Annotated in this window: 9 protein-coding genes; 3 read left to right on the top strand and 6 right to left on the bottom strand. The window is 39.8% G+C overall.

Annotated elements, in window-relative coordinates; translation table 11 throughout:
- Positions 1 to 31 precede the first annotated feature (31 nt).
- A complete protein-coding gene (gene acs / locus WFY05_RS12385) occupies positions 32 to 1,954 on the bottom strand; it encodes an acetate--CoA ligase (RefSeq protein ID WP_340113182.1) in 1,923 nt (640 codons plus the stop codon).
- Positions 1,955 to 2,597: 643 nt separating this feature from the next.
- Here acs and WFY05_RS12380 point away from each other — a divergent pair.
- Both WFY05_RS12380 and buk read left to right on the top strand, forming a co-directional pair.
- The gene (locus tag WFY05_RS12380) at positions 2,598 to 3,494 is read left to right on the top strand and encodes a phosphate acyltransferase (protein WP_340113181.1); all 897 of its coding nucleotides are present in this window, start codon (positions 2,598 to 2,600) and stop codon (positions 3,492 to 3,494) included.
- Between the two features lies 1 nt (position 3,495).
- On the top strand, positions 3,496 to 4,569 hold the full coding sequence (gene buk, locus WFY05_RS12375; protein WP_340113180.1) for a butyrate kinase: 1,074 nt from the start codon (positions 3,496 to 3,498) through the stop codon (positions 4,567 to 4,569).
- A 46-nt stretch (positions 4,570 to 4,615) separates the two neighbouring features.
- Here the strand turns inward: buk and WFY05_RS12370 are convergent, their stop codons facing one another.
- The 5 genes from WFY05_RS12370 to WFY05_RS12350 all read right to left on the bottom strand — a co-directional run bounded on the left by WFY05_RS12370 (position 4,616) and on the right by WFY05_RS12350 (position 11,224).
- The gene (locus tag WFY05_RS12370; protein WP_340113179.1) at positions 4,616 to 5,569 is read right to left on the bottom strand and encodes a hypothetical protein; all 954 of its coding nucleotides are present in this window, start codon (positions 5,567 to 5,569) and stop codon (positions 4,616 to 4,618) included.
- A 229-nt stretch (positions 5,570 to 5,798) separates the two neighbouring features.
- Entirely contained in the window at positions 5,799 to 8,540 is a 2,742-nt protein-coding gene (locus WFY05_RS12365; protein WP_340113178.1) for a hybrid sensor histidine kinase/response regulator transcription factor, read from the bottom strand.
- Positions 8,537 to 10,489, bottom strand: a complete 1,953-nt coding sequence (locus WFY05_RS12360) for a B12-binding domain-containing radical SAM protein (protein ID WP_340113177.1) — start codon at positions 10,487 to 10,489, stop codon at positions 8,537 to 8,539. The genes WFY05_RS12365 and WFY05_RS12360 overlap by 4 nt, the downstream gene beginning before the upstream one ends.
- A gap of 58 nt (positions 10,490 to 10,547) precedes the next feature.
- The gene (locus WFY05_RS12355) at positions 10,548 to 10,844 is read right to left on the bottom strand and encodes a hypothetical protein (protein WP_340113176.1); all 297 of its coding nucleotides are present in this window, start codon (positions 10,842 to 10,844) and stop codon (positions 10,548 to 10,550) included.
- A 65-nt stretch (positions 10,845 to 10,909) separates the two neighbouring features.
- Positions 10,910 to 11,224 (bottom strand): hypothetical protein, encoded by a 315-nt coding sequence (locus tag WFY05_RS12350; RefSeq protein WP_340113175.1) that lies wholly within the window; start codon positions 11,222 to 11,224, stop codon positions 10,910 to 10,912.
- Between the two features lie 413 nt (positions 11,225 to 11,637).
- Here WFY05_RS12350 and WFY05_RS12345 point away from each other — a divergent pair, with 413 nt between their 5' ends.
- Positions 11,638 to 13,272, top strand: coding sequence for a hypothetical protein (locus WFY05_RS12345; RefSeq protein WP_340113174.1), 1,635 nt, complete (start codon positions 11,638 to 11,640; stop codon positions 13,270 to 13,272).
- Positions 13,273 to 13,290: the final 18 nt, after the last annotated feature.

Below are 13,290 nucleotides of genomic sequence, written 5' to 3'. Positions count from 1 at the left end.
TTCATGTTGAAGGTGTCTTTTGTGATATTGCTTAGCGTTTAACTTCTACTTTTGCTCCTTGTATAATGTCGTCAACAACACCCGGATCGAGCAATGTTGAGGTGTCGCCAAGGTTGGTCGCATCACCCTCACCAATTTTACGAAGAATTCGGCGCATGATCTTTCCGGAACGGGTTTTTGGCAGTCCGCTCACAATTTGAATTTTATCGGGTTTCGCAATCGGGCCAATAAATTTATTTACCGTTGCCCTGATCTCATTTTCAATGCCATTCAGTTCTGCATCGGTCATCTCTTCGCAGATCACATAAGCATAAATACCCGATCCTTTGATATCATGCGGGTAGCCAACTACAGCCGATTCCACCACTTTAGGATGCTGGTTAATGGCATCTTCCACTTCGGCAGTACCGATGCGGTGACCCGATACATTGATTACATCGTCAATTCTGCCTATAATTCGATAATAGCCCTCTTCGTCGCGTTTGGCTCCGTCGCCGGTGAGGTAATAACCTGGGAACGATGCGAAATATGTTTGATAACAACGTTGATGATCTCCCCAGGTGGTACGTAACATTCCAGGCCATGGATGTTTGATGCACAAAATGCCTTCCTGGCTGTTTCCTTTTAGTTCGTTTCCTTCATGATCGAGCAGAACAGGTTGAATCCCCGGAAGCGGGAGAGTTGCCAGCGATGGTTTAGTGGGTGTAATTCCGGCCAGCGGTGTGATCATAATACCTCCGGTTTCAGTTTGCCACCAGGTATCTACAATCGGACATTTACTTTTTCCTACCAGGTCGTGGTACCAACGCCAGGCTTCTTCATTAATCGGTTCGCCAACGGTTCCCAGTACTTTCAGCGAACTGAGGTCGTGAGAATTCACCCAATCGTCGCCTTGGGCTACAAGTGCACGTATAGCTGTTGGAGCCGTGTAGAACTGTGTGATTTTGTATTTGTCGACAATGTCCCAGAAACGGCCGGCATCGGGCCATGTGGGAACTCCTTCGAACATCACCGAAGTAGCACCGGCCAGTAACGGACCATAAACAATGTAAGAGTGCCCGGTTACCCAGCCAATGTCGGCGGTACACCAGTACACATCACCATCGCCATACTGGAACACATTTTTAAAGCTGTATTCGGCATACACCATGTAACCTCCGGTAGTGTGCACCACGCCTTTGGGTTTTCCTGTCGATCCCGAAGTGTAAAGAATGAACAGCACATCTTCGGCATCCATGGTTTCGGCTTTGTTTTCAGTTGAAACACCATCGATAAGATCGTGCCACCACATGTCTTTCTCCTTATTCCAGTTAATTTCTTCTTTGGTGCGTTCGAGTACCACACAATGCTCTACCGATGGACAGGTTTCCAAAGCTTCATCCACAATACTTTTTAGAGGGATGGTTTTTGTTCCCCGGTAACCACCATCAGAAGTGATTACTGCCTTGGCTTCAGCATCGATCACGCGATCAGCCAGTGCAGTTGCCGAGAATCCTGCAAATACAATGGAGTGAATGGCACCGATACGAGCGCAGGCCATCATTGCAATGGCCAGTTCAGGAACCATAGGTAGATAAATAGCTACACGATCGCCTTTTTGAATACCAATTTTTTTCAGCCCGTTGGCAAATTGTTTTACTTTTTCGAACAACTCGCCATAAGTGAGTTTAATTTCTTTTTCCGCCGGATCGTTAGGCTCCCAGATAATCGCTACCTGGTCTTTGTGCATAAACATGTTGCGCTCAAAAATATTCTCAGTAATATTTAATTTGCCATTAACGAACCAGTTGACGTCCGGGGCACCATCGCCCTCAAACTTGTACTGAAGTACCTGATCCCACTTTTTTTGCCAGTAATGGCTTTCGGCTATTTTCCCCCAAAAACCATCGGGATCGGCTACACTTTCCCTGTACTTTTCGAAGTACTCGGCCAAACTTGTAATTTTATTTACCATAGTTATAACTTTTAGGTTGTTTATGTTAGATATTGAATTAGATACCAGCCGATTTACGACACGGTATTATAAAATTCCATTTGAACGATTCATGCTTGTTGAGAATCTATTGAAGTCTTGTCCATGTTTCTCACCATTCGATGAACCCGCAAACATCTCAAAAATAAAATCGTATGACAGGCAGTGTTGAAGCAAGTTGATAGTATTTGATTTACAACTTAATAGGTTTTGAAATTAGTACATTTATTAATTTATTAAAAAGATTGAGATATATTATAAAACAGCAATTTGATGTTTTGGTTTCTGGTTATAAAACATACCCTGAGGTGTTGAATTAAAGGATGAAATTGTATATATTTTAAGACAATAAAAACCGGAAATTACACCACTTCTTTACAAGTTAAATATGCGGGTAAACGCAAGTTCGAAGGCCTTGGATAATAGATGTATACATTCGTTAAAATGGCAATTTGCAAGCTGCAGCAACACTTTAGTAACAAAGTTTCGTTTTTGTATGTATGGTTCTATCTATTTAAAAAAATAAAATTACAGCTCATGGTTTATAACATAAAATATACTGAGAAAAGTTACGAATTGCACCGGCTGTTTGCTGTAATTTCGTAGTATAACTAAAAGTCATAAAATGAAGAGCTTTAGTGAATTACTGGATGCAGCCCAAAAACAGCCGACCAAACGGCTGGTGGTAGTCAATGGTGTTGATGTAAACACCTTGGAAGCATTGAACAAAGCTGTTGAAATGGGCTTTGTAAAACCCATACTGACGGGAGTCCAAAAACGCATTGAAGAAAAACTGAAGGCACTGCATATTAATTCGGGTAAGTACGAAATCGTGAATGTGGAAAGTTCGAAAGAAGCAACCGAAAAATCAGTACAACTGGTACACGATGGCGAGGCAGACCTGATTATGAAAGGGATGGTTTCTACCGACCAGTTTATGAAAGTCCTGCTAAAAAAAGAATACGGTCTGCTGCCATCGAAGGCAACACTCAGCCATATTTCGGTAATGGACAATGCCAATTACAGCAAACTGCTGATCTTTACTGATCCTGCAGTAATTCCTTATCCTGATCTAACGCAGAAAATATTAATGACCAAATACCTCATCGATGCTGCTCACGGATTGGGAATTGAAGTACCTAAAGTAGCCGTGATTGCGCCAACAGAGCAAATCATCATTTCAATTCAGTCGTGCATGGATGGAGCAACAATCGCAAAAATGTCGGAGCACGGACAAATTGAAGGCGGAATAGTAGATGGTCCGATGGCGCTCGATGTAGCGATTAACGTCGAGGCCGCCGAAATAAAAGGTTTTACATCGGTTGTAGCCGGTGATGCCGACTGCCTGCTGTTCCCAAATATTGATGCGGCCAATGTATTTTATAAAACCAATTCAAAATTGTGTAAAGCCGAGATGGCCGGAATAATAGCCGGTGCTAAAGTTCCGGCGGTGGTGTCATCGCGTGGCGACAGCGAAAAAACAAAACTGAACTCCATCGCTTTGGCTTCGTTATTAAGTTGATATGTATCGTGTTCTCGCCATAAATCCCGGTTCAACCTCTACAAAATTTGCTGTCTATTTTGGTGACGAATGTGTTTTGCGAAAAACCATCCGTCATCCTCTGGAACAACTGCTGCGTTTTAAAAGTGTTGTCGATCAGTTTGATCTGCGTAAAGGACTCATCATTGAAGTCTTGCAGGAAGAAGGTATCGAGGTCGATTCCATAAAATACATCATTGGCAGGGGAGGTTTGACTTATCCGCTTGAATCGGGTGTGTACCGTGTGAATAACCGCATGATTGAACACTTGCGCGAAGGAGTTCTAGGGCATCACGCAAGTAATCTTGGTCCTATGCTGGCCGATTATATTGCGCTGCAGATACCCGGCGCGAAAGCATTTATGGCCGATCCGGTAGTAACCGATGAACTTGAAGATGTAGCACGGTTCGCAGGGCATCCTAAATTTCAACGACGTTCGATTTTTCATGCACTTAATCAAAAAGCTACAGCACGAATCCATGCTCAAAAAGTCGGAAAATCTTATGAATCGTTGAATTTGATCATTGCGCATTTAGGTGGTGGAATTTCAGTTGGTGCACATAAAAACGGTCGTGTGATCGACGTGAACAATGCATTGGACGGCGAAGGCAGTTTTAGCCCTGAACGATCGGGAACACTTCCGGTTGGCCAGTTGATCGATATTTGTTTTAGCGGGAAATACAGCAAAGAGCAGATTCGAAGAATGGTGGTTGGCGAAGGTGGTTTTGTAGCTTACCTGGGGACTAATGATGCCCAAAAAGTGGAGAAAAGAGCTGATCATGGTGATACAGAAGCGGCTATTGTTCAGGAAGCGCTTTTTTACCAGGTGGCTAAAATGATCGGTGAAATGGCCGTTGTACTCGAAGGTAAAATCGATGGAATATTGTTAACAGGTGGCCTTGCTTTTAATCCTGAACTCGAAAAATACATACGCACAAAATGTGGTTTTATTGCTGAAATTTATTCCTATCCCGGAGAAGACGAGTTGGAAGCTTTGGCGATGAACGGACTTCGTGTGGCACGCGGCGAAATAGAAGTGAAGGAATACAAAAAATAAAGTCCCCAAAAACTGGAGACTTTATACGCCCTAAAAGCTACTTGTATTATTTATTGTTATTCATGGCATACGGTTCGGTGTACAAGTAGTTTTTGTGCGATTTGCGTAGACACCAACATTTTTCATCCACCATCCAGTCTTCGAGTTTAAGCGGTTCTTCTTTTGTAATTGCCAGGAACTCTTTACATTTTCTTTCGTACTCGATGGCTTCGTAAACCGCTTCGTTTTTAGCTGACAGCAATCCTGCCAGGTAGCGGTTTTCAGAAAGGCTGGTGTTGTCGGGTGCGGGGGAAATCTCTTCAATGTAAATATCTTCCAGGCTCCAAGGTTCTTCTTCTGAATCCAGTGCCAGAAATTCATTTACAATATGATTCATTTCAATTTCACGTTCTACTGCCTGATTTTTTTCTGCCAGCATGTTTTCCAGAAATTCTTCAAAATCATCGTTGGCCTGATCGCTGGACATCGCAGATTGAGCGACCATCCAGGCTTCAACGTTCAATTCTGTTTCATTTTCAGTAACTAAGAGTTTTCTGATCTTGCGCTCATTTTCCAGGCTGGTAAATACTTCCTCGTTTTTTTGAGTGTACAGATCGTTCAGGAATTCATTTTCAAGCGTTACAAAACGTCGATCGTTCTTTTCATTAAAATAATGTTCTTGAAATTCACTAATCGAAGCGATGTCTTCAAGCAGCAAATCAGGTTCTTCAAAATTTGAAAAGTCTTCTAATGCCTGGTTCATTGCGTCGTGGTGCTGTTGAGTGATGAATCTTCTAAGTTTATCGAGTTCAAGACTGTAAACCTGATTTGGCACAAGTTGAGCTTCGATGGAATTAAGTGTTCTAAACGTCTGATCTTCGGTGTGCAATGTATAAGATCTTGCTTCAATTTTAGTAAATGATGTTGTAGTTAAAAGTACATAGCAAATTACCATTATAAAGATCATGGTTTGGTTATTCCGGGTTTGTTCGCTTTGAAATTTGTTTGATTGCGTTTTCATTTTTATTTCCTCCTGACTTTAAATGTTTCGAAAATTACAATTCAAAGGTAGTTCAACAGCCAGGTGGATTTCTACCACTGATGTTCCAATAAATGAAACTGAAATTTTGTTGTACGCAAGTTATATTGCGGGGTACGGAATATCTACCACAGGAGTACCAAAACATAAAACAGATGTTTCAGATTGCAGTGAAGTAACGTTTTGAAAGGCTTAAAAAGCAAGGTTGGATTTATTCCTTTTTCAGGTATTCCGACGGAAGCATTCCAAACAGTTCTTTAAAGCATTTGGCAAAATAGGAAGGATTATTAAATCCTACTTCGTAGGTTATTTGTGCAATATTCCCGAATTTCTGATCCATTAAACTGGCGGCTCTTTTTAAACGAATCGTTCTGATAAAATCTCCCGGAGATTGATTGGTAAGCGCCTTAATTTTCCGGAAAAGCTGAGTTCGGCTCATAAGCAGTTCATCCTGCAACTGGCCAACCTCAAATTCGGTATTGCCCATATTCTCCTCAATAATCTCCATAATTCGTTCGAGGAACTTCTCGTCGGCTGAGGTAACCGCAATATCCTTAGGCTCTAGTTTTAGATTTTTATTAAAACGCTCGCGGAGTTTCTGGCGTTGTTCAATAATTTTTTCAACCCGCAGTGCAAGTTCTTTCATGTTGAATGGCTTGGGAATAAAAGCATCAACACCGGTTTCCAAACCCTGCATTTTATCTTTATGACTGGCTTTACCGGTAAGCAAAATTATTGGAATATGACTGGTGCGTTGGTCTTGCTTTATTTTTTTGCTCATTTCAATTCCGTCCATTTCGGGCATCATCACATCCGATATAATCAGGTCGGGAATGTTTTGGATGGCTGTTTCAAGACCGGATTTTCCGTTTGTTTCGGTAACTACCCGATAACATTTACGAAGGTTTTCCCGAATGAATTCACTGATCTCGATGTGGTCTTCAACGATTAAAATTTCAGGTACATTTTCATTTTCAAGGGCGGTGGTATCTTCACAAGTTGCAGTCTCCTCGTCGTTGGTACTTGTCGGGCTTATTGCTGAAGTGTACTGCTCCAAAATCGTATACTCATTATTTTGCAGGTGTTCTTTTCCGAGTGGCAGGCTCACTTTGAATTTGGTTCCTTCGCCAACAATACTTGCTACGCTGATTTGCCCGTACATGAGTTCTACTAATTCTTTTGTCAACGACAAACCAATTCCCGTACCGATAGCATTACCGTCATTTGAACCACTGGATTGGTGAAAACGATCGAAAACCCGGGTGAGTTCTTCAGGCTGAATTCCTTTTCCAGTGTCCTGAATCACGAGTTCCAGTAGATCCGGTTTTGGGAAATTGGCAAAACAAAATACCTGTCCGTTTTCTGGAGTGAATTTTAATGCATTGGAGACAAGATTATTTATGATCTTCTCCAATTTGGAGGCATCAAAAAATCGCAGCTTTTTATCGGGTGGTGTATAGCTGTTAAAACTGATGTTTTTTTGTCGTGCCATTGACGCGAAGGCTGCAAAATGTGCTCTGATAAATGAGACAATATCAGATTCAACCAATTCCAACTTCATGCTTTTTGCATCGATCTTTGAGAGATCGAGAATCTGGTTCACTAGGTTAAGAATAGCATTTGCGTTTTTTCGCATCAGTTTGATCTGCTTACGCGAAGGTTTTTTCTCCGCCTCTTTCGAAAGCATTTGTTCGAGCGGTGCAATAATAAGCGTTAGCGGAGTTCGTAATTCATGGGAAATATTCGAGAACAACCGGGTTTTCAACTCATCCATTTCGGTAAGCAGACGATTGGCTTTTTGCTTGTGTTTGTAACTGCGATAAACCGAGAATAAAACTATCAGTGTCAGAAAAATTATGGCTGCAGCCACAGCAATAATGGTTTCACGGCTTTTTTGTTTCCTCTCTGCATCCAATTGGGCAATATTCAAATCCATCTGATATTGCATTCGATCAAGTTCCAACTGGGACTCAATTAACTTATTATCGGCTTCGTATTTGTTGAAACGTTGTAAGTAGACATAAGCGTTCGCGTAGTCGTGACTTGCAGCAAAATATCTGCTTAAAGTTGCGGTAAATTCAGCTTTATATTTTAACGATATTACATTTGAATATTCCGGATTCTCAAAAATCTTTAATGCAGCATTTAAATGCGAATCTGCTTCTTCAAGGTTATTTTGCTCAAAAAGGAATTTTCCGAGGAAATAATTTCCCAGAAATCTTGTTGACATATTATCTAATGATTCTGATAATTTTTCCCCTTCAGAAAAATATAGGAGAGCAGAATCTGATTTTTCTTCTTTACTATAGACGATGCCAAGGTTAAAATAACTATTTACCAGTCCGTCTATATCTTTTTGTTCCGATAATATTTTTATTGCCTTCAAGAGGAATTCTTCAGCAAGACCTAATTTGTTTTGTTCTTCAAACATTCCTCCGATATTGAGGTAAACATAGGTTAACCAGATTGTATCATTGCTTTGCTCGTACAATTCTGCACTTTTTGTATAGTTGTCAGACGAGAGTTGATATAGACCTAAATCTTTGTAAAGCCCCCCAAAACCATTATAAGTTCTTGCTAAACCTTTGATGTCTTTGGCAATTTCATAGTAATCGGCGCTGTAACCGAAATATTGATGGCTTTGAAAGTAATTTCCCGCCGTCCTATGCAATCTTGCCATTCGGTAAGCACAGAAACCTGCAGATCCGTAAAACTCCCTCTGATCGCAATACTCTAGCAAATCGTGCCAAAAAGCCAAAGCCAAAGTGTCGCTGGATTGTTCGAGAATTCCTGTAACATCCTTCAGGATATCTTCTCTTAGCGAATCTGTCTTGAGCGATTTAAACACCGCAATCATTGAGTCGAGCGGTCCTGGTTCTGAACAGTAAGTTCGATGCGAAAACCAACCGGAAAAGAGGAATAAAATAAGTATAACTTTTAAAAGTTGCTTCAATCGATTTTGTTTGATAATTCGACCACTCCCAATCTTTGCATTTTCTTTAACCAAGATAGTATTTCTTTTTTAGATCCCACTGATTTATTCTTTTTTACATAATCCGAGAAATTAAGTTTCGAAAGATTTTCTAAAAAATGTACTTCTTTCTGGTTTAGCCTTATTTTTTTGCATTTTATGGGTGAAATGGCAACGATCAGGTAGTAGTACAGACCTTTTCGCAGGTGCTTTTTATTGTTCCTCCAGCCATTCTTAGATGGAATAATGCTTTCAAGAATGTAATTTGTTTTTAAAATTTTCCAGACAGGTGTCGGCAGTATTTGAGAATCATTGGAGACAACCTTTTGAGTTTTTGGGATATGATTTAATCGCCATTTTGAATTTATTGTGAGTATAAGTGCTACATAAGAATCCAGGTTGAAGATATCTCTAAAATATGGCGGTAGATTATTGTTGCGTTGTTCAATGTAATGTGAAAGAATGTGTATCCAATGGACAACAACTGGAAGGTTTGATTCCTTTTTGGGATGCAACTGCTTGTATACTTCTTTGACCACATGTACGAGTTCAACTGTTTTAGCATCAGCGCGAATGGAATCCGATAAAAGGTAGATGGTATTTCGAAACAAGTTCATTTTATTGATCAACTTATTCAGGAAAACCATTTCTTCACGTTTCAGTGTCTTTACCGGTAGATAGTAAAAAGAACTGAATAGTTCGGGATATTTGCGTATTAGTTTCAGTTCTTCTTTCCCGCAAAGTGTATTGGAAAAATTAGAAAAATTTCCGTCGTACTTAAGCTTGTCTTTATGGGACTCATAAAGAGGTGTTCCAGGAAGCAGCGAAAGTTCTGAACTTTGCACAAAACACCCTTTTGATGCCAATTTTAGAAGTGTTTCCAGTGTTTGTTCGAAGTCTGATTTTGTTTCTTCCGGAAAGCCAAGGATAAAGGAGGCAAACATATTCAAACCAATCGCCCTACATGTATCTGCAAGTGCATAGGACTTTTTAATATCCAGATTTTTCTGAATTTGTTTCTGAACTCTTGGTGAGCCGGTTTCTATTCCAAAAAACACGGACTCACATCCTGCCTTTTCCATTTGCACAAGCATTTCTTTCGATATGCAATCGATACGCGCAGAACACGTCCATTTGAATTCAATCTCTTTTTCATTTTTTAGTTGAATCAGCCCATCACACAGTTCGAAAACAAATTTTCTGTTCATAGTCAGCATATCGTGTGCAAAACCAATATTCGAAATGTGCAGTTTTTCACGAACTGATAACATTTCCTGAATGACACGATTTACCGATTTAGTACGGTGTTTTTTTGAGAAAAAGTCGTTGGTAGTGCAATAGGTACATTTAAACGGGCAGCCCCTGCCAATATCCAGTTTTACCGTTTTTTTTGCAGGGAAAAGATCGTATGCAGGAATAGGCAGATCATCGAGCTTTTGAATCGGAAGTGCCAGGCAATTTTCTTTTATTTCGTCGGTTGAATTTCTGTAAATAAGGCCGGGAACTTGACTAAGATCTGATTTATTACCGGCAATTTCATCAAGTAATAGGGGTAATGACAAATCTGCTTCACCTTTCAGGATATAATCCACGAAAGTGAATTGGCTGAGTGTTTCTTTTGCCGTGATGGACGCTTGGGGTCCTCCAAAAATGATTTTTATATTTGGCTGCAAAGATTTTATGGCCTTTGCAATCAATAGTGATGAAGCATAGGATATGCACCACGTAGAAAATCCTAAGACATCAGGTTGATGAGATAATATATCCCTTGCAACTGTCAGGTAATCTTCCGATTCAATTAAGCGGTGTTTAGGCTCATAAATAGCTACTTCGTTTTTGATACGAAGAATAGATGCCAACGTCAATAAACCTAAGGGCACAAAATCATCTTCCCGCTTTTTAACTATTGGATTTATTAGCGGGGGTATCAACAGGATTTTGTGCTGCTTTTTAATTGGGATTTAGTTAATTAGAGATAGATTCAAACCACTATTCGTATGAATTTACATCGTCGGGATCTATATCATTACCATAATAGTCGAAATCTTCAAACATGATGGATGATTTAGTCGTCAGTTTTCCCTCATTTCTCAAAAATTGAACAAAAGCTGAAATTACAGTAGTATCACTACCGTATTCTTCTGCAAGAATTCCCCCTGTCTTATGAAAGAACTCAGCTATTGCTGAATCAAATGTTTTACTTCCATTTTCATCGTAGTGAGTTCCGAAACCTCTCAATTTGATTGTAAATTTTCTTTTTTTTCTGGGTGGTTTTAAATAATCCATTATTTTTCCCTCCTTTTTTGGTTAATAATAATTTGAAAATATTGATGTACTTTCTATTTGGTCCATCATTTTGATGGTTGTGTCAATAAACCGGCTACAGCTCCAATGGCTGCTGAGCCAATTGCTGTTATCAAGGTTGGTAATTCTGTCTCATTAGAAATTTTGCCAAAAGCATACAAAGTAAATATTCCTACGATTATTAGAATGATAACAATAATCAAACCAGTTACAGCAGTTTTATAAACTTGTGAAGGTATATCCGTCACCGAGTAGTCTCCTAGAGCAGAAACAGGATCTTTTTTGAATTCTTCCACTAATTTGGGATCAGAGATTAATTTTTTTCTAAGGTCGTCGAGAGATTTTACTGTCAATTTAGCCATAGCTAAAAATTTTAGGTTAGTATTTTAACTCAATGGGATTCTATATTGGTATTTGAATTGACTGTTTTAACGGTGATACTTTACAAAGGTTTCATATTGTCAATTAATTCTATGTTCGTAAGTCTGTGAATTAGTTGCTGATTATCAGCGATTAAAATAATACAAAAATGTATTTTTATAGTTTGTGTGTCAGCTGTTGAAGGTATCATAATTTGTATTTCTGATTGGAGTTCAGTAACTTGTAGTAACGTGATTTAACCGGAGTAGGCAGAAGTTTTACGAAAATAAGCAACCATAATCATGAACCCGGTTAAAAGCAACAGACGCTTACAATCTACGTATTTATGTGTTCTGATCAACATGATCGGAAAATGTCGTGTTACGATGAATTTGGACTTTAAACCCCATGTAAAATGACTACCGTAAATCGATTTGCAGACTTGCATTGTCATCCTCATATGCGCTCATACAACTGGCTGCATAAACGGCGACGTCCTGAAAAGCAGAGCCGGTATAATCCATGGTGGATCGTACTTCCCAAGCAAAAATCGGAAGAGAAAGGGAAACGTGCGGCGGCCTACACTCAATGCGACATGGCCAAAATTACCAATGGTAATTTAAAGCTGGCATTTGTATCACTTTATCCGCTGGAACAAGGTTGGGTCACCGGCCGAAAGGATTCGAAAAAGATAGTAGCCCGTAATCTGAAAAAATTCCTGGGCGATACTGTACTGAATGAAGTAGTAAGTTCGGTCTTAAACAGATTTCTTCGTTTTATCGGAAACGATGAAGGAGGTGGATTGGCAGTTCGCGATTTTATTCAGGCGATTTATATGAAAATCCCACTTCGCCGGGTTAATTATGTACAGAGCCGCCATTACGATTATTACAAAGAATTGAACGAGGAAAGAGAATTTCTGCTAAAACGAAATGAAAAGCCTACTGAGACGGAGTTATATATTCCCTTTCCCAAACGTTTGTTCGTGAGCAAAAAGAAAGTTCTGGAAAATCACGCCGGGGATTTGAAAGCGAACGGCACCTATGAAATTGCCTTGAACGGAGCTGATGTTGAGAAAATTGTAAAAAACGATAAAACAGCTTTTGTACTTACTATTGAAGGCGCCAATGTCTTTAACAGTCATGAAGATTATAAAGCCATCGAACAAAAGCTGGCTCAAATTAAAAGATGGGAACAGCCGCTGTTTTTCATCACTTTTACCCATCACTTTTATAACCACCTGGCGGGGCACGCTCACAGTATCCCCGATATTGGGAATCTTCTGCTTGATCAGTCGGAAGGAATGAATACAGGCATTACTGAAAAAGGAAAAAAGGTGCTGCGTTACCTGCTTGCACTGGATGAAAACGGGAAATACGTTCCGATGAAACTTGGACGCCGAATACTGATCGATGTTAAGCATTTAAGTGCCAGGGCACGCAGGGAATATTACAAAGAGTTTGTGTTGCCGAGTTTGAAAACGGATCACCCTATTCCGGTGATTGCAAGCCACGTGGCCTATTCGGGAGTGAAAACACTGGATGATCATATTACGCGAATGCCGGATGAAAAGAACGGAGATTTTAGCGAACGTTACGGGCACAAATTCAACAACTGGAACATCAATATTTGTGATGAGGATGTTGTTATCATTTTTAAAACAGGTGGAGTAGTGGGCATCAATCTCGATCAACGGGTATTGGGAGTTGCCAAAGACGACATCGAAAAAAATGAAACGCATGCCTCCTATGTTTGGCAAAATATAAAATCGATGATGAAAGCGGTTGTTTTATCGGATGATCCCGAGATTAAATCGAAAAAAGAAATCGTAAATACTTTTTGTTTGGGAACCGATTTTGATGGATTTATCGATCCGCTGAACAGTTACCCAACAGTTCTTGATTTTAAACAACTCGCCGGCGACCTTATTGCCGAAATTGAAGCAGACCCTGAAAAGGAAAGCCTGTTGTTTGGGGTAAGTCACGAAAAATTTGTTCAGAAAGTTTGTTTCGACAATGCCTTCGATTTCGTTGTAAAACATTTCAATTAAGAATTTTCTAATTACAAA

The sequence above is a fragment of the Maribellus mangrovi genome (genome assembly GCF_037646455.1).
GTDB classification, from domain to species: Bacteria; Bacteroidota; Bacteroidia; order Bacteroidales; family Prolixibacteraceae; genus Draconibacterium; species Draconibacterium mangrovi_A.
Note: the sequence above shows the minus strand (reverse complement) of the source record. Positions and strands in the feature narration are given on the sequence as shown.